Annotated in this window: 15 protein-coding genes and 2 tRNA genes; 10 read left to right on the forward strand and 7 right to left on the reverse strand. The window is 25.9% G+C overall.

Features of this window, described 5'->3' with window-relative positions; genetic code table 4:
* Positions 1-11: 11 nt before the first annotated feature.
* Positions 12-2,204: a HinT-interacting membrane complex protein P80 gene (locus MBIO_RS02730; RefSeq protein WP_013527109.1), complete on the reverse strand. Its 2,193-nt coding sequence runs from the start codon at positions 2,202-2,204 to the stop codon at positions 12-14.
* Between the two features lie 125 nt (positions 2,205-2,329).
* Here MBIO_RS02730 and MBIO_RS02735 point away from each other — a divergent pair, with 125 nt between their 5' ends.
* The 4 genes from MBIO_RS02735 to MBIO_RS02750 all read left to right on the forward strand — a co-directional run bounded on the left by MBIO_RS02735 (position 2,330) and on the right by MBIO_RS02750 (position 5,768).
* On the forward strand, positions 2,330-2,908 hold the full coding sequence (locus MBIO_RS02735; protein WP_013354918.1) for a hypothetical protein: 579 nt from the start codon (positions 2,330-2,332) through the stop codon (positions 2,906-2,908).
* A gap of 155 nt (positions 2,909-3,063) precedes the next feature.
* A complete protein-coding gene (pyrH, locus tag MBIO_RS02740) occupies positions 3,064-3,780 on the forward strand; it encodes a UMP kinase (protein ID WP_013354917.1) in 717 nt (238 codons plus the stop codon).
* Positions 3,780-4,331, forward strand: a complete 552-nt coding sequence (gene frr, locus MBIO_RS02745; protein WP_013354916.1) for a ribosome recycling factor — start codon at positions 3,780-3,782, stop codon at positions 4,329-4,331. The genes pyrH and frr overlap by 1 nt, the downstream gene beginning before the upstream one ends.
* A gap of 99 nt (positions 4,332-4,430) precedes the next feature.
* Positions 4,431-5,768 (forward strand): MAG4530 family protein, encoded by a 1,338-nt coding sequence (locus MBIO_RS02750; protein ID WP_013354915.1) that lies wholly within the window; start codon positions 4,431-4,433, stop codon positions 5,766-5,768.
* 31 nt (positions 5,769-5,799) lie between these two features.
* Here the strand turns inward: MBIO_RS02750 and MBIO_RS02755 are convergent, their stop codons facing one another.
* Complete coding sequence (locus MBIO_RS02755) at positions 5,800-6,180, reverse strand: hypothetical protein (RefSeq protein ID WP_041594225.1); 381 nt, start codon at positions 6,178-6,180, stop codon at positions 5,800-5,802.
* Between the two features lie 103 nt (positions 6,181-6,283).
* On the opposite strand from MBIO_RS02755, the gene dnaE reads away from it, so the two are divergent.
* Positions 6,284-9,187 (forward strand): DNA polymerase III subunit alpha, encoded by a 2,904-nt coding sequence (gene dnaE, locus MBIO_RS02760; RefSeq protein WP_013527107.1) that lies wholly within the window; start codon positions 6,284-6,286, stop codon positions 9,185-9,187.
* Positions 9,187-10,071, forward strand: a complete 885-nt coding sequence (locus MBIO_RS02765; protein ID WP_041594226.1) for a 5'-3' exonuclease — start codon at positions 9,187-9,189, stop codon at positions 10,069-10,071. The genes dnaE and MBIO_RS02765 overlap by 1 nt, the downstream gene beginning before the upstream one ends.
* A 48-nt stretch (positions 10,072-10,119) precedes the next feature.
* Here MBIO_RS02765 and MBIO_RS02770 read toward each other — a convergent pair whose 3' ends face one another.
* The gene (locus MBIO_RS02770; RefSeq protein WP_015511028.1) at positions 10,120-12,117 is read right to left on the reverse strand and encodes a hypothetical protein; all 1,998 of its coding nucleotides are present in this window, start codon (positions 12,115-12,117) and stop codon (positions 10,120-10,122) included.
* Between the two features lie 160 nt (positions 12,118-12,277).
* Here MBIO_RS02770 and MBIO_RS02775 point away from each other — a divergent pair.
* Positions 12,278-12,364: transfer RNA gene (locus tag MBIO_RS02775), tRNA-Leu, on the forward strand.
* A gap of 28 nt (positions 12,365-12,392) precedes the next feature.
* Positions 12,393-12,468, forward strand: a tRNA-Lys gene (locus tag MBIO_RS02780).
* Positions 12,469-12,722: 254 nt separating this feature from the next.
* Here the strand turns inward: MBIO_RS02780 and MBIO_RS02785 are convergent.
* The 4 genes from MBIO_RS02785 to MBIO_RS02800 all read right to left on the reverse strand — a co-directional run bounded on the left by MBIO_RS02785 (position 12,723) and on the right by MBIO_RS02800 (position 15,702).
* Positions 12,723-13,823 carry an IS30 family transposase gene (locus MBIO_RS02785; protein ID WP_129622075.1) on the reverse strand — a complete coding sequence of 367 codons (1,101 nt, stop codon included), beginning with the start codon at positions 13,821-13,823 and terminating at the stop codon, positions 12,723-12,725.
* A 149-nt stretch (positions 13,824-13,972) separates the two neighbouring features.
* Positions 13,973-14,275 carry a hypothetical protein gene (locus tag MBIO_RS02790; RefSeq protein WP_041594227.1) on the reverse strand — a complete coding sequence of 101 codons (303 nt, stop codon included), beginning with the start codon at positions 14,273-14,275 and terminating at the stop codon, positions 13,973-13,975.
* Positions 14,211-15,314, reverse strand: a complete 1,104-nt coding sequence (locus tag MBIO_RS02795) for an HAD family acid phosphatase (protein WP_013527101.1) — start codon at positions 15,312-15,314, stop codon at positions 14,211-14,213. The genes MBIO_RS02790 and MBIO_RS02795 overlap by 65 nt, the downstream gene beginning before the upstream one ends.
* 172 nt (positions 15,315-15,486) lie before the next feature.
* Positions 15,487-15,702: an MAG6790 family protein gene (locus MBIO_RS02800; RefSeq protein WP_013354908.1), complete on the reverse strand. Its 216-nt coding sequence runs from the start codon at positions 15,700-15,702 to the stop codon at positions 15,487-15,489.
* Positions 15,703-15,929: 227 nt separating this feature from the next.
* On the opposite strand from MBIO_RS02800, the gene MBIO_RS02805 reads away from it, so the two are divergent.
* On the forward strand, positions 15,930-18,005 hold the full coding sequence (locus MBIO_RS02805; protein ID WP_041594228.1) for an MYPU_1760 family metalloprotease: 2,076 nt from the start codon (positions 15,930-15,932) through the stop codon (positions 18,003-18,005).
* Positions 17,992-18,648: a DUF402 domain-containing protein gene (locus MBIO_RS02810; protein ID WP_013527099.1), complete on the forward strand. Its 657-nt coding sequence runs from the start codon at positions 17,992-17,994 to the stop codon at positions 18,646-18,648. The genes MBIO_RS02805 and MBIO_RS02810 overlap by 14 nt, the downstream gene beginning before the upstream one ends.
* Positions 18,649-18,724 lie beyond the last annotated feature (76 nt).

Genomic DNA, 18,724 nt, shown 5'->3' on the forward strand with positions numbered 1-18,724 from the left:
CACTCTCCTTCCTAGTTAAAAACTTTCAAAATTTGTTTAATTTTTTCACTAATAATTTTTGTTACTTCATCTTTTTTGCTGTTGTTATTGTTTGTAAAGTATACTTTGTAACCGCCTTCAAATAACAAGTCTTTATCTTTTTCATTTTTAGCGCGTTCTTTAATTCAAGTTGTTAATTTCTTATTAACATCCAGAGCGTTTTGTTCAGCATCAATTCTGTATTTAATTTCATTCGATTTTTTCAATTCTTCAATATCTTTGTCAGAATATTTAACACCTTTTACTGCTTTGCCTTGTGCATCAAGTGCATAAATATTTTCTTGTTCTTTGAGATATTTAACAAAATCAGCATCTTCTAATAAAACTTTATTTACATAATAATCTGATTTTAAGTTTTTAGAAATTACATCTAATGCATTGTATTTTGTTGCATTAATTGATTTGTATTTTTTGCTTAAAATAAAATCATTTTTTAAGATTTCAAGCATTTTAGCTCTGTTTTTAGCTTGATCAGCATCTGTTAATGATTGACAATAAACTATTGTAGCACCTTTACTATTTAAATAAAGGTAAGCATTATCTAAACCTTTAACTTTTCAGAATGTTCTTATTTTTTTGTCAGCACCTTCAAAAGCTTTAGCAATTAGTGGTATGATTTCTTCTTTTAATTTGTCATCATATAAACCACTCTTCTTGTTGTTATCAAAATCTCTCATGATGTCAAGAAGTTTTTTGTTGTAATCTCCAACTTTTTTAGTTTTTTCTTCTAATGAAGCTGTAGCATCATAATTTGGTTTTAATGGAACTAATTCAGGGAATAGTGTTTCTAATTTAGATTGAATACTTTCAAATAATGCTTTTAAATCAATTTCGGGAACAGAGGTTGATCCATAAACTAATTCTGGCATTGTTATTAAACCTTTAATAACTTCATCATTATTTGATTTTAATAAATTGGTTAGAGAAAGAATTCCCTTAGTTCCAAAATTATTTTTGTATTCATCAGCGTCGGCTGATATTCAACTTAAAAATGTTGTATAGTCAACAATTTCTTGAGGCAAATTAGTTGTACTGTTAGCATCTGTGATAATCTTTGAGTAATGTGAATATGGCTTAAAGTCTGTAAAGATTTTTTCATAAGATTGAATTTTTCCGTGTTTTTCATCAGCTGGGTAGAAATATAATAATTTTCTTAAAGCTGTTCTGTCAATTGTTCATTCTAATTCTTTTTCGCCTTTTTTAGCTATTTTTGTAGGTGCAACACCTGGAATCGTAAATTGTGTGAATGCATATGGATTATCATTTTTATAGTATTCATCAATAAATGCAGATGCATCTTTATATGCTTTAACATAACTATTTGTTGTAAATGACATGTAATCATCTTTAATTTTGAAATAGTTTTCGTTTTCTTTGTAGTAGTTAAAAACTAATTGACCAGTGTCAAATAAAACTTTGCTTGTATCTGGATTTCCATCTTTATCTAATTCATAGATCTTTTGGTTAGCTTTACGATTTACTATTTTATTGATATCAACTGTTGAAAGTTCAAAACGTCTTAAAGCATCTTTTTCAATAGCTTTAAAAACTTGATAGTCAACTGCTTCATCAATGTTTTTAGCTCCATTGTAATTTGAAACTAAAATTTTGTTGAATTTTTCTTCTCATTTATCATAACCGGCTGTTCTTTTGGTGTTTTCTTGAATATCTAGAATCTTGTTTCTTTCTTTTGTTTTAAGTTCTTCAATTGATTTTAATTTGAATGAAGTATTTTCTTCTTCATTGCCTTCACGTGACATATTTCATAATCTTTGATATTCAGCTGAGGCTTTTGCTTCTTTATCATAAAGATAAAACATCGCAAGACGTTTAATTTGTTGTAACAATTTACTTGGATCTTTAGCATCTTCAGTTTTACTTGAATTTTTTAATTCTTTGATTGTAATAGAATGTTTTTCTTTTGATCCTGGTAATGTAAATGTTAAAACAGCACTTTCATCTTTGAGTGCGTCTTTATATGTTACTTTTGTTGAATTAATTACAACTGGAACAATGATACCTGTTGCAATTGCAGATGTTAAAAGTGTTCCAAGGATTATACCTTTTAGCTTTTTCTTTTTAGGCATTGCTTGTTGATTTTTATATTCGTGTTCGGCATTTTTTCTTGTCAAACGTTCGAAAAATGTTTCTTTTCTTTTAGCCATGCTTCCTCCATATATTTAAATATATATTTAAAATTAATATTGATATAAAAATTATAATTTAATTTATTATATAGTAAATGTAAAAAAAACAATGCTTTTTTCAAAGTTTATTTATAATTATTCTTATGACAAAAGATGAGCTTTGGATTGCTTGAAATGAATTTAAAAAACTATTAGAACTTAACAAAATTCCATATTCTTTAAGCCCAATGACAGCAAGAGTAATCTCTAAAAATGAAAAAGTTACACCTGATAACTTTCGTATTTCTTTGTGGTGAAAAGATTTTTTTGACCTCAAATATTTTAATAATTCAATATTTCTAACAAATGATGAAACAAATGAAAAAGATTTAAGTCCATTTTTTAAATGCCAAAATAAAAGAATTTATATTGATTTAATTGTTGGCACAAGTAAAGAAAAATGCAAAAATTTATATAGTTTTAAAACTCATAATAGACTGCTTTTTTGAGGAAAAAATAAGATAAATTTAGCAACAAAAATATTTGGAAGTAAGTCAAAAATATTAGGTTTAATAGAGCTAATTAATACAATTAAAGAAGACAGATTTTTAAGATTAATTGTCTTGAGTTCTTGCCATGACGATTTTAGATTTTTTTCTGATTTAAACTGAAAAACAGTCGAATTGGCAAAAATCAATGATGAATATTTTCCTGTGTTTAGTCAATTTTTAAAAATAAAATAAAAAAATAAATGATTAAAAGAAGTATAGATTTTAATTTCTATATTTTTTTATGTATTTTTGCTTTTTACAAAATATTTGTAAAGAAAAATACTCACAATTATTTGATATTAATTTATAATATAAAAAATTAAAGTTAAATTTGTAGGAGAAAAAAAGTGAAATACAAACGTATATTAGTAAAACTTTCAGGTGAAGGTTTAGTAAATAAACAAAAAAGTTTAGCTATTGACTATGATTTAGTAGAAGACATTGCTAAACAGCTTAAAAAAATTATTGACAAAGGTGTTCAAGTTAGTGTTGTTATTGGTGGAGGTAACTTTTGAAGAGGTGCTTCTGCTGAAAAGAATGGAATACCTAGAAATAGAGCAGACTACATTGGTATGTTGGCAACTATCATGAATGGTCTAGCTCTTAAAAGTGGATTCGAAAAAGTTGGATTAAAAACTAGAATCCAATCATCAATTGCAATTGATCAAAAAGTTGCAGAAAATTATATTAATGAAAAGACTTTAAAATACCTTGAAGAAGGTGAAGTAGTTATTTTTGTTGGCGGTACAGGCCGTCCTTACTTTACAACAGATACAGCAGCAACATTATTTGCTTCAGAAATCAAAGCCGAAGTTATCTTAATGGGTAAAAATGGTGTTAGTGGAATCTATGATTCAGACCCTAAGAAAAATCCAAATGCCAAGAAATATGATGTTGTAACTTATGATGAAATTTTAGACAAAAAATTACAAGTCATGGACTTAACGGCCACAAGTATGGCTAGAGACAACAATATTAATTTAATTGTTTTCAACATTAAAGAAAAGAATGCTATTGTCAAAGCTCTTGAAGGTAAAATTGAACACACAGAGGTAATTAAATAATGGAATTAGATTTATATTTATTAGATTTTTTAGATGAGGCTGAAAAAGCAATTAATCATTATGCTTTTGAATTATCAAAAATTTCAACTGGACGTGCTAACCCTCAATTAATTAAGGGAGTTAGAATTAATTATTATGATACTTTGACACCTCTTGAAGAACTTGCTTCAATTACAGTACCAGAACCACAACAATTATTAATTAAACCTTTTGACGTTTCATGCAACCATGAAATTGCAAAAACAATTTTAAATGCTAACTTAGGTTTAAATCCTGTTGATGAAGGAAATCAAGTTAGAATAACTTTTCCTCCTCTTACAACTGAAAGACGTAAAGATATGGTTAAGAGTCTTGCAAAATTTACAGAAAATGCTAAAGTTGCAATTAGAAATGCAAGACAAAATGTTAACAAATCTATCAAGGCTGATGAAGAATTATCAGAAGATCAAGAAAAGAAATACTTAGATGAAATTCAAAAAGAAGTTGATAAAAAAATCGAACACATTAACAAAATGACAATCAACAAAGAAAAAGAATTAATGAGCATATAAGCCTGTTTTATAGGGCTTTTTTCATTTTTAAGAAAAATTTTGCAGAATTTATTATCTAAATAATAAATTGATATAATTTCATTAAGAAAACGAGGATATATGCTTTTTATTAAGAAACTTAAACCATATTTTGAAAAATACAAAAGATCACAAGACAAAATTCATAATTTGATGCTATTAGATTGGTTGATAGCTCTTCTTTTAGTTTTATCATCTGTTATTATGGGAGTTTTACTTCATTATTTAAATAATTGAAAACTTCCTTTCATTAAAAGTAATAGTTTTGTAATAACAGTTGTTTTGTATTCATTGTATTGTATTTTTGTAGTTGGAATATCTATTTATTTGATATTGAAGAGATTTTTCCTTTATAACTTTTTAATAACATTTGATTACAACTATTTGAAGAGTTACAAATATATGCTTAATAATTTAAAAGTTAATCTTAAATTAAAAGAATATAACGAATTAAAAAGATTAATATTTGATTTAGACACAAATATGAAAGAAACTATCCAATCAGTTACTAATAAAGAAAAGATTACATTATTAGATTCAACAGCTTTAATGTGATTAGATCAAAACTTTTATCGTGAATTAAATAAACTTCACTTTATTAGTTCAGACAAAAAGACTAGAAATCATGTTTTCAAAATTAAAGAATATAAAGCAATAATAAACAAAGAAAATCTTTTTGTGGGGCAAATTAACAATAACCAAGTTGAAATTGAATATGCAAAATTAATACCAACTAGTTTAGTTGAAAAATATCGTGGTGTAAATATACCTAATAGATATTGACTAATGTCATCAAGCATTTTCAAATTATTACAATTTGTAAATAATGAAGAAACACTTAGTGATTCTATTTTATATTTCATATTGAGTGACTTAGCACTTATTTTGTCAAAATGAAAGAAATGAAATATTGTTAAACTAAAAGAAGTGTTTGAGTTGTTTTTAATTTCAAATATGTTTGCAGCTTTTTATGATCGTAGTGAATTCTTAAATTATTCAATTAGAATGCTTGATATTTATGAAGGAACAAAACTCAAAAACATTTTTACAGCTTTGGAAAACAATGCAAAATTTGGTTTAAAATCACTTAACCTATTTTACGAAAAGGTCATTAAAAAAGTTGTTTTCGACAAAAAAATAGTTGATTTATCACAATCAATTAAAAACACATTATTAGGTCGTGAACTAATACTTAATGAGTATTTTTCATCAACATCACTTAAATCATTTGACAATCATGCAATGTTTTTAAAATTTAAAGACGCAAAAGAAATGAATAAATATTTAAAGAAAATTGAACCAACTAAAATTCATTTTGAAACAAGCAAAGTATTCTTAAATTATCTTTCTCCAAAGGTAAATACAAACAAAGTTGACATTCGTTTTGTTTTAACTAAATTAGTTAACAATTATGTCTAAAAGCAAACAAAAAATAGGTATTATCAGCCTATTATTTTTTTACTTTTAAACTTTTTAAAAAATTTTTAAAATCATCAATTAATTTTTGAAAATCAGCTTTTGATTTATTTCCTATTATTTCTTTTCTAGTGTCTTTTACAAATTTAGCTAAATCCAATCATTGTTGGTTTGTTCCATTTATTTCTTTCAAAGTTGTTTCACCTGTTACAATAAGTCCTTCTAAAGTAGCTAAAGCTATTTTGTCTCCAATATTGCCTTTTTCTCTAGCTCTTTTATACTTAGAGTATTCAATTTTATAAACAGTTTTTCCATGCAATGTACACACAAGAGCAGCGGTTACTGTGCTAGCTACTAAAATTGTAGCTCCTACTGATATACCAATAATAGCACCTTTACTCATCTTTTTTGCCATAATACACCTCCGAAATGTATATAATAATTTTACTATTTTAACAACTAAATATAAAAATAATTCTTTTACTTAGCTTTATTAATTAAATAAATATAATTAAAATATGAAAAAATACGTCAATTTATACAATACAAGTGAATACACTTTTTTAGATTCTTTAATTAGAATAGATGATTTAGTTAGATTATCAAAAGAACACAATCTTCCTGCAGTAGTTTTAAGTGACCGAAACAATATGTTCGGTTTAGGTGCTTTTATGGAAGCATGCTTAAAATATGATATCAAAGGTATCATTGGAGTGGACTTAGATGTAGACAATTATCGCTTCATAGTCTTAGCGAAAAACTACCAAGGTTACCAAAAAATTAATCAACTAATTTATCAAAAAAGTATTAATAAAGCTATTGAAATTAGTGAATTATGAAATCCCAATTTAATAGTTTTAGATCATCCAAGGTATGGTTACTATGCTCAAACTAAAGATAATAAATATAGTGCAAGTAAAAACTACTATATTAATTCTTCAGATGCTTCATTACCTAACTCTATATTAATAAAAGAAAATAAACTTTTTGAAGCTAGTGATAATGAAACTCTAAATTACTTACAAAAATTAGGCAATTTAGAAGAAACTAAACACTATGCCAACTATTTTGATGAAGTTAATGTAGATAGCGAAATAATTGACCGTATTTATTCAATAATTAATGAATGCAATGTTATTTTTCCTAAAAAGGCCTTGCATTTAGCTCCTTTTCAAAATAATGATGAAGCTACCAATGAAAAGCTTTTTGTTTCACTTTTAAAAGCAGGCGCTAAAAGACTAGCAAGTGAATTAAAAAATTATCCAGACTGAAACAAAAGACTTGAATATGAGTTTAATGTCATTAAAAAACTTGGTTATATTAACTACTTTTTAATTATTCAAGATTTAGTTAACTGAGCTAAAAGTCAAAAAATAGCAATAGGACCTGGTCGTGGTAGTGCAGCAGGTTCACTTGTTTCTTATCTTTTAAATATAACTGAAATTAATCCATTAAGATATAACTTACTTTTTGAAAGATTTTTAAACCCTGATAGAGTTTCATGGCCTGACATTGATATAGATATTCAAGATGATCGTCGTTTTGAAGTTTTTGAATATTTACAAAAAAAATATGGAGTAGATAAAACTGGACTTATTTCAACTTTTCAAACTATTGGTGCTAAAATGGCAATTAGAGATATGGGCAGAGTTATGGGAATTAGCTTAATTGACATCAACCGCATCAGTAAAACTATTAAATCAGATAACTTAACTGATGCTTATAAAAATGATATTGACTTTAAAATTGAAATGGATAATTATCCTGAGTTATATAAACATGCACTTAAAATCGAAGGCTTACCTCGTCAACAAAGTTTCCATGCAGCAGGTTTTATTATTGCTAAGGACAAATTATTTAATTATGTCCCTGTTTGTTTAAGCAATTTAGACAATTACCAACAGGTACAAGTACCAATGAATTACATAGAGAGTTATGGACTTTTAAAAATTGACTTGCTAGGTTTAAGAACTTTAACTGAAATTCAGCTAATTGAAAAAAGTTTAGAAGAAAACCAAAAATTTGATTATTTAGTAAAAAACGATCCTCAAATTTTAAATGATCCTAAAACTTTAACAATGCTCAACTTAGGTTTTACTGAAGGAATATTTCAATTAGAATCTCCGGGCATGAAGAAGACAATTCAAAAAGTTGTCTTGAATTCTTTTGATGATTTATATGCCATTATTTCATTATTTAGACCTGGACCTATGGACTTTATCAATGACTATGCAACTAATAAGAAAAATCAAAAATTAATTAAAAAAATACATCCTGATTATGACAAAGTTGTTGCCAACACATATGGCATAATAGTTTATCAAGAACAAATTATGCAAATAGCTCAAAGTATTGGCGGAATGACTTTTGCTCAAGCTGATTTATTGCGTAAAGCAATTAGCAAAAAAAGTGAAGTTGATATCAAAAAATATAGAAGCATATTTTTTGAAAATGCCATTAAAAAAGGCATAAACGAAAAAATTATTAATGCTATTTATAACAATATTGAAAAATTTGGACTATACGGTTTTAATAAATCTCATGCTGTTAGTTATGCATATTTAACTATGAAAATGTCATACTATAAAGCTCGTTATGCTAACTTATTTTATAGCTCTTTAATTACAAATGCAGCTGGAGCACAAGCTACAATTAATAAATATGTAGCTGAAATTAAGAAACTTAATTTTCCAGTTTATTCGCCAAATATTTTGCATTCAAGTAATAAATGTATAGTAACAAACGATGGCATTTATTTACCTTTTGAAATGATTAAAGGTTTTGGAGCTGAAGGTGTTAATAAAATTGTGGCTGATTTAAATGAAAATGGACCATTTCAAAAGAATTTAATTGATACAATGCTTAGACTTCGTTTTGCAGGTATTAAAGATGCTGCTATGGAAATATTAATTAAAGCCAATGCTTTTAGAGACTTTGGACACATGAAATATATACTATCTTGTGATAATCAAATTAAAGACATTTTTAAGGTTTTATCTTCACATTCAACTTATAAAGAAGCATTAAAAGATATTCAAAAAATGGGTTACTATGATATAGTTTTTGATCAAGAAAATGAACGTGACATAAATTACGAAATGGACTATGAAATAGCTCTTTTAGGTGAATTATACAATGCTTTTAGTACTTCAATTTATGAAGCAAAATACAAAAATAAATTAAATACAATAACCTCTTCAATTCCTGTTTCTGTTGCTGCTGAAGTAGCTGATTTAAGAAGACCAAGAGGTAAAGAATTTAGCGTTTTAGAATTAAGAGATAGTACAGCTAAAATTACTTTCTTTGTTAACAACAAAGTATTGGCAAGCTCACTTCCTCTTAAAAAAGGACAAATAATTGAAGCTACAATTAGTTTCAGTCGCAACAAACATAATTTAATTAGCTGAAAAGGAATTCAATAATGAACAAAGACAACTTTTTATTAATAGATGGGAATTATTTATTATTTTCTTCTTTCTATGCTTCATATAATCCGGATAGATTAGAAAATATTATGCGTTCACCACAAGGTTTAACAACTAATGGTGTTCATGTTTTTCTTATGACTTTAAGTAAACTAATAGCATACTTTAAACCTAAATATTTATTTATTGCTTTTGATGCTTATGGAGAAACTAGAAGACATAAAATATTCAAAGATTATAAAGCAGGTAGAACCAAAGCACCAGAAATAATTTTTGAACAATTTAGCTTAATTAAAGAAATTTTGACAAAATTAAATATCAAATGATTTGAACAAGTTGGTGATGAAGCGGATGATTTAATTGCAACTTTAGCTCAAAATCAAGATTGCAATAATTTAATTTTTTCTAAAGACAAAGACCTTTTACAATTAGTTAATCTTAATACTAGTGTAATTAAAGTAGTTAAAGAAAATTTCAAAGTTTCTTATGAATTAGAAGACATTAACAATTTTGAAACTATTCACGGTATTAAACCAAGTCAAGTAGTTGATTATAAAGGTTTAGCAGGAGATTCTTCTGACAATTTAAGAGGAATTAATGGCATTGGACACAAAGGTGCAATTAAATTAATTCAGACTTTTGATTCAATTGAAAACATGTATCAAAATATTGATCAAATTAAAGGCAAAACTAAAGAAAAATTATTAGATGAAAAAGATCAAGCTTTTTTATGTAAAGCATTAGCAAAATTAAATTTAAATGTTGATATGAATAAAAACATTTCTGATTACCTATTGAACTTAAACTTAGAAGATGGCTTAGATGCAATGCGTTTTTATGGTTTAAATAAATGCGCAAATTTATTTGAAGAATTGAAATAAAAAAAGAATATCAATAAGATACTCTTAAAAATGAGGAATAGCTTTATGCTATTTTATTTTTGTTATATTATATGTTAAATAATTACCATCGTAAAAGTAAGGTACTTTGTCGGGAATTAATGTGTATGTTCCATTATTGCATTCAAAAATAAAACTTAATTTATTATATTCCATATTTGGATAAGTATTAACTGGAACATTGAAATAATCTGCATGATTTTTAAAATATCAAACTTCTTCTCCATTATTATTTGTTGTTTTTTCCATATTTTTTTCTTTGAAAATTTCAAAATCATCTTTTAAACATCTGATTGTTTTAAATCCCATCAAACTTTTCTCTGTTAATTCAAAATTAAATGTATTAATATCTAAAGTGTCCATATAATTTTCAGCTCTAAACAAGTCCATATTTTTTGTAATATTGTAAATAGGATTTAATGTTTTTGATTCCATATAATCTATTTTTATAGTAAGTCTAATTTTTTTGTTTTCTCATTCGCCATTATCTTTTAAGAAAATACCTGCGTCATTTAAAACTTCAAATTTTTTGGAACTATCAAAGCTATAGATTTCAATTTGTTTGTCTTCATCTAATCGTCAATTTCTGCCAAAAAATAATTTAAAATTGTCTGATGTAAAACCGATATTTTCTCAAAATTTAATATTTACAAAAGAACCAGGGTAAATTTGTCCTTCAATTTCTTTTATTTTTTTAGGAAAGATAATCTTTTTAGTTTTGAAAAATGATTGCCCTCAGATACCATAATCATCAAAAGATAAACATTTTATTAAACTTGATTCTGATAAGTCAAGAGTATCTTTACATGCGCCTAAAATGGTATCTAAATTGCCCATCCATAAAGTACTAAAATCAGATAATGTTTCTTCTCTTAAATTAATTTTAAATGAATCTGGCATTCTATTTATTTTATTTAATTTTTGGAATAGAAAAACTTTATTTTTCGATTTCGAACAATCTAAATTTTTTAATACATTTTGAACGCCTTTTATGTCATTAAAATCTATATTTTTAAACGTTTCTTCTATATGAACATTATTCAGAAAGTCATCACCAAATTCTATAGTATTAACTTCAAGTTTTTTGGCTATAATGTATTCGTTTTCAAAGTCTGGTTTAAAATTATTTAATGTTAAATTATTTATTTTTACATTTTGAAATTGATTTGCTTCACGATAATTAAAATTATTTTTTTCAACAATAATATTTTGTTTCTCTGCTACAAAATTATTTAAATAGAAATAAATCCCTGACATGTAATTTTTAGAATATTTTGAATTGTTGAATGAGCTAATTAAAACATTATTAAATTCTGATAATTTTATATTAATTCTTTTATAGAAATAGAATGTATCTCGAGTGCTGTAGTCAAAGTTGACATTGCAGTCTTTCAACAAAGAAAGTCTTAACATGCTTTTCATAAATTTAGGATTTTGCAAATCATTAGTTTCTAAAGAAAAGAAATTTGAAGAAATACAAAAATTTTTAAAAGAAATAACATCACTTTTATTTTCTCTTATTTTAATTTCATTTTCTATTTCTTTTTTGACTTTTTTCAAGTTTTCTTCATCACTTAGTGTCTCATTTCTTTTAGAATATTTTTGAATTGCCTTTTTTTCATTATTGTTAATTCAATCTAGTTCTTCTTGAAGATCTTTTTTTGTTGAAAATATATAACTTGAAACTAAAGCAATGTCATCTTCTTTTTGTAAAACTGACAATTTATCTAGTACTGGAAAATAAAAATTATCAGATTTTAAATTGTTATTATCATCACAATATCATTTTTTTACAACATCATAGAAAAAATCATAATCAATATATTTTACTAATTTATGTGTTTTAGAGTTTTCAATTCATTTTGTATTTTTTTCAACTATTTTATTCAATTCTTTTTTGTCATAATCTGTGCAAGATCTGGGTAATGGGAATGACTTTTTTTCTTCTGGCTTACTACCACAAGATGTTATAGGAGTTATAATTAATGGAGTTAATAATAAACTATTAAAAATTTTATTTTTTTTCATTTTAAACCTCTTTTATTAAGAATATAACTTATAAACATAATTTACTCCTTTTTTATAATTTTAAAAGCAAAAAATATAGATGAAAACACAAAATTTTATTTTTAAAAAATATTTGTTTTTATTTTATTTTGCTTTATAATTAAAGAGCATTTTAGCAAATGCCCAGGTGGCGGAATAGGTAGACGCAAGGGACTTAAAATCCCTCGAACGTTAGTTCGTGCTGGTTCAAGTCCAGTTCTGGGTACCAGTTGTCTACTTCGTTAGGCATCAAATATGCGTCCTTAGCTCAGGCGGTAGAGCAAATGGCTTTTAACCATTGGGTCGGAGGTTCGAGTCCTCTAGGACGTACCAGTTCAAGTAATTGACCAAGCATCCTTTCAATAGGATGCTTTTATTTTTGCAAAGTAAAAAATATCAAGCTCAATAATAAGCTTGATACCTAGATTGTAATTTGTAAGTTTACACCTAGAAATTTGGAATATCGCATGTCGATATTCCTTTTTAATTATTAATATTGTTATTATTTTTTGTCCGTCAGGACAAATAAAAGTGAGGGCATTAGTCCTCCCTAAAATATTTGGCGACTTGTCGCCCTTTCTAAAATATTATTTTAATTTTTTTATTTTTTTGAAAAACAAATTTCTATTCTTGTTACTTTCTCAGTTTCTCTTTTGTTTTCCATATAATACTTTGTCAATACCTGTTGAATTTCAAGGATTTTCTGCATTCAATTTTTCGTACATTTCCAAAGCAGATAAATATCCAAAAATTTCTCTTGGACGATTGTTTATTTCATTTTGTACTTTTAGAATTTCTTCTTCAGTAATATCATCAAAATTAGTTTTTTTCTTAAAAAATCTTCTAACTAAACCATTGAAATTTTCATTTGAACCCCTTTGAAAAGAAGCGCATGGATCAGCTTTATATATAAAAATTTTTAGTTTATATCCAATGAAAAATAATGTTGAAAATTCTAATCCATTATCCTGAGTTATAGATTTAACATTTAATTTATGTTTTCAAATAAGATTCCATAAATACAAATTTAAATTTCATGGATTTTTATTAGGAATTTTTACCAAAAACCCATATCTAGAGACTCTTTCGGTAAAACTAAGTAAATGACAATGTGTTCCTTTGCTCTTACCTACAATAAGGTCTATTTCCCAATGGCCAAATTCATTTCTTTCATTTATGTTTGCTGGTCTAGATCAAAAAGGTCTTACATAACGTGCACCAACCAGTCTTCTAGCGGCGCTTTGTTTCTCTCTTTTTCCACCTTTTTTGTAGACTTTTCTTAATAAACTTTTTCAGTTCAAAATTCAATAACCACTTTTTATTCAATTGTAGACTGTTTTAAAAGAAGGAACATCAATATTAGGATAAAGATTCTTTATTTTTTCAATTGTTAATTTGACAGTCCACATTTTGCCATCATATTCTTTTTTAAATAAAGAAGAAAATTCTTTATATTTATTTAAATTGTTTAAAAATTTAAAATGATTTTTTCACTTTTCTCTTGTAATTATTTTTTCAATTGCATCTAAAGCAAAATAACCCAAAAAAGTTGAATTATTTTTTATTTCATTATTAATAGTTGTTCTTGAATAACCTAATATTTTTGCTATTTTTGTTATACTATAATTAGTTGCTCAAAGTAAGTATTCAAGAACAGTGCGTTCATTTCATGATAATTTTTTTTGCATTTTTTCATGACAGTCGCCAAATACTCTTTGGGTGACTTTTTTTATAAAAAAAACTTCACCCATTATAGATTTTATCTAAAATGTGTAAAGTTTCAGATTACAATGTAGCTATCAAGCTAAATAATAAGCTTGATATTAATATTGATTTATTAGTTTTCGTTGTAAATATCTGCAATTGTACGTTCAGCTTGATATTTAGGATTAGCTAATATTTTCTTCAATTCATCATAGATGTTTTTGTAAGTTTCACTGTATCCGAATGAATCTAATCATCCACCATATTCACTATTTCCTGGAACCATACTGTAACCTTGTCAGTATGTTGTTTTTTGAAATTCTCCATATTTACCATCTGTTTTTTTAACAAATCTTAATCCTGGAGCACCATTAATAATCTGTGAATAATTTTCTCATGTCTGTGTTTTTAACGTATTGTTGAGTTCTTTTGTCATTGTCTTTACCTTTTGAGTTTCTATCAAAGAAGTCATTAAAGTTGTCGCCTATTCTCATAAGTGTTCTCAATCTAACAGCATCACCTGATTTAGAATCAACAGTTTTTAAGTTTCATCCTGTTGCATTGTCGTCTAAACCATTCATACGGTCTGTTTTGTAAACTTTTTTGCCTAATACATAAGCTGCATTTGAATTTGTTCATGTTCTTCATGGTGTAGTTTCAAAAGTTTTTGTAAATTTCATTCTTTCAGCTAGGCTTTTAAGATCACCCTTAGACATATCTTTTGTCATTTCGTCTGTAATAACTTTAGTTCCATCCATTGCTACATAAGGCATTGAACCACGCATTCAGAATTGGAAGTCTGAAACATATTTAACACCTAAGTTTATCAAATTCTTTTTAACAGCTTCTCTAACTGCTGTAGATTGGTTCATATCTGAGTTATAAACAACTAAAGCACCTTTTGATTGTACATAGTTAATGAAATCAATAGCGCCTGGCACAGCAAATCTATTTCCTTTAAGGTCGTTCTTTTCTTTCGTGTCTCCATTGTAACCACCATTTAACATACCAAATGTTTCTGTGTAGTCATTTTGTAAAACAGTTTCATCAATGTCCATAAAGATAACTGGAATGTATTTATCTGTTGCAGCATTATTTACTTGTTTAGTTGTATTAAAGTTTTGACCATATTCAAAACCATCGGTTACAGCATATTTCATTAAGTTGTCAAAAACAGCTTTTGCTCTAGAATATTCAGCTTCTTTTGCAATTCTTGCTTCAACTGATTTAATGTATCAAACAATTGATCCAAATTGAGCAGCATCTTTATTTAATTTAGAAATTAATTTTTCTTTTTCATCCATTGACATAATTCCTTTGTAGTCAATGGCATTAATAAAGGCTAATTTTCCTTCATTATTTAATTTAGCGAATTGTTCTTCAATGGTTGGTTGTTTTCCACAACTAACTGCAATAGCAATAGGGCTTAAAGCAACAACTGGAGCTAAAGCACCTAATAAAAATCTTTTCTTCATTAGTTCTCCTCTATTTTTTTATTCTTTTAATTAATATTGAAAAAAGGCTAAAAAAATAAGCAACCAAGCTCAATATTAACATTACAATTATATTAAAATAAGACTTCAAAAGTGCTTTTATGAAAAAAATGACACATAAAAAAGGAGCTTTAGCCCCTATATTTAATTGTAATTAAACAACTTTAAGAATTTCTTCTTTTGATTTATGTTTACCTTTTAAAGAATCCCTTTCAACATGTATAATTTGGATTTTTTCGTTGGCTCTTGTGTGTTCGTCATATTTTTGTTTACGACGGAAGCCAAGGATTAATCCTTCGATTTCTTCAAGTGAGTTTGCTTGTGCAACAACTTCTTGAGTTGAAACTAATTTTGCTTTAAATTTATACATAAATCTCCTTTTGTGGTTTATTGTAACCACCTATTTTTATTATATCAAGTATGAAGTACCAAAAATTAGTTTGTGCAAAATTTAACACTTATTTATGGAATTGTTATTACTTTTGGTTAAATTGTTGAATATTATTTTCAAAAATTATAAAAATATGGTATTTAATCATTTATAATAAAAATGTTAGTTAAATATACTAATATGTAAGTTTTTTATGAAAGGTTATCATGATCCCACCTCAAAATATTAAGCGATCAGGATCAAAAAAGCGCAACAATGCATTATTTTGAACATTAATATCATTGTCAATCTTTTTGTGTTTTGTTTCATTGTTTGTTGCTGTTTATTTACTTTTAAATAATAAAAATGAAACAATAAATAAAAATAATAATTTAGTTAAAATAAAAATACAAAGTAAAGAAGATAAAATAGGACTTATAAATCAAGATAAATATATTGAACAATATGCAAAAAGTCCTTCTTCATTAAATAATTTTGACAATGTTACAAATGATTTAAAAAATCAATTTATTGATTTAAAATTTAATGATTATATTTTGGCTAATAACACTGTTTTAAAGTATGATACGAAAAAACATAGCTATAAATATGATAAGAGAAATTGAGTTAAAAATGGAACGTTTAAATTTGAAAATAACAGTTGAGTATATATTGATCCTATTAACAATGTCAAATTTATTGACAAATCTTATGGCGTTGATAAAAACAAAAAACCACGCTTCCTTTTAGGCCCTTATGGTTTAGCTTTATTAGCTAATTATTTCTACTCAAGAATGACTTATGGACCGGAAATAAAATTTTTAGATTCTATAAACGTTAATGACTTTAGTATTATCACTAAAGAATCTGCAGGTATTTATTTGCCAACAATTCAAAGAATTTATTTAAATGGTGCGGCACTAAGTGAAAAAGGAGCAAAATTAAGTGTCAAAGTAAAACAAATACTTTATTCACTTTTTCATGAATACATGCACCATTGAGCACACAGTTATGCTTCATATGGTTCAATTGAAGATGTTAAAAATAATAAAGCAATTACAATTCCTTATCGTTCAAATTTAGAATTTTCAGTAAAAAGTGATTTTTGATATAAAAAATTTGCTAATCAATTTAAGGAATTATTAAATTATGATGATACATGAATAAACTCAATAAATCCATGGTTTCCAGGAGACAATTCATTTGTTCCTTATAAACTAAGTCTTAATGACTTGTGAAGTTTATCAAATGAAAACGATAATAAAAAATTCAAAGAAGCTTTAAATAAATTGAAATCTATTAAAGATGAAAATGACAAAGTAACTTTTAGAGAAACTAAAGATTTCGATTCAAAATATTTAATAGCCGATTATTCAATAAATAGTTTGCCTTATTATTATTCTCTAGTTGAACTAGTGCCAAGAGAATGACAAAAATATGCTTACATACCATTTAATGATCCATCAAATCCTTATAATTATTTATATGAAAAAATAATTAAATCAGATACTATAGATGATTTAGATATAATTGAATCTTTTTATGGTGTTACTTTTAAAGATTCAAATAATTTGTTGACCTATGCCAATAGTTATTCAATTGATTGATCAAGAACAATGCATAAAGCTCAATTAGAAGCTGATCGAAACTTTTATAGTAACAATATTTATAAAAGTGAAAATCAACAACTATTTTACAAATTGTTTCTTGAAACAATGGGTTATGGTAAAACTATAGCTCAAGTTAAAAGCAAAATAGATGTTAAAAAATTAATTGCTGGAGACACTGATAGTTATTCAGTTGAAATTGATAAAAATAATATTTTTCAAACAAGAATTAGTGGTTATTTAGATAACAAAAATATCAAAGGATTTTATTTCACAAATAATAAAGATGAAAAAGAGTTTGTTAAAATAAATTATTTAAATGCATTTAAATTTGAGGGAAAAGATAATTTATTAGATACTACTTTTACCTTATCGCCAAATATGGTTTTAAGTGATTTAATTTCAAAACAAGCAGCTTATACAAGTGATTATTTTGATTATAGAAATATAAAAGAAAATTCACCTATTGAATTCTGACAAGATCTAAATAATGATGGTGAAATGCAAGATAATGAATTAATCAAAGAATATGAAAAAGATCCATTGCCAGATAGATATTTAACTAGTAGTGATGCACCTAGTGAATTAGATTCAACGAATTCATATAAAATAGAAGCTAGCTTTATAAGCAAAAAACAATCAAATAAAAAATATGGAATATATTTTAAAAGGAGGGAAATGAATGTCTTTAGTTAATAAGGATAATCTTCTTATTAAAGAAGAAAATTTAAAACCTAAAAAAATAGTTTTTCCCTTAATTGGATCAATTATTAATGTCCAAGCTTTTAAATTTAATGGTGAATTATACCGCCAATGAAACGGTGTTAAGGTTTTAAGAAATACACCGCAACATTATGTTCTATTTATGTATAAAACTAAAGTAGCTGAAACTGATAAAAAAGGTTGAGTATATCGCGAATATGTTTTATGATTTATGCCTAAAAATAGTATGTATAATGCCTTGATTTTATTAAAACCAAAAAGTAATTATGTCTATGTAAATTTAGCTTCAAAACCATATTATGAAGATAATACAATCAAATTTGTTGATTTTGATTTAGATGTTAAAAGCTATCCTAAAAAAGATTTTACAATTGTAGATAAAGAAGAATTTCGTTACAATTCTAGACGCCTCAAATATCCTAAAAAACTGATAAATATGATTTACGATAATTTAGAGGAAATAGTTAATAAACATAATAATGGTGAGTATTTCTTTAATCCAGATGTAATTGATTATTACATCAATCAAGCTAAAAAAGACAAATCAATTTATCGTGATTTTAGAGTTAAAAAAGCAAGTAGTTATAGTTTTAAATGAAGAAATAAAAATAAATAGAGGTTAATTGAGACTGTTTAGAATTTTGTGTAAAGTCTCTCCTTTTTTCAATAAAAAGGAATTAACTTTACATCAA

This window comes from Mycoplasmopsis fermentans PG18, assembly GCF_000209735.1.
Classification (GTDB): Bacteria; Bacillota_I; Bacilli_A; order Mycoplasmatales; family Metamycoplasmataceae; genus Mycoplasmopsis; species Mycoplasmopsis fermentans.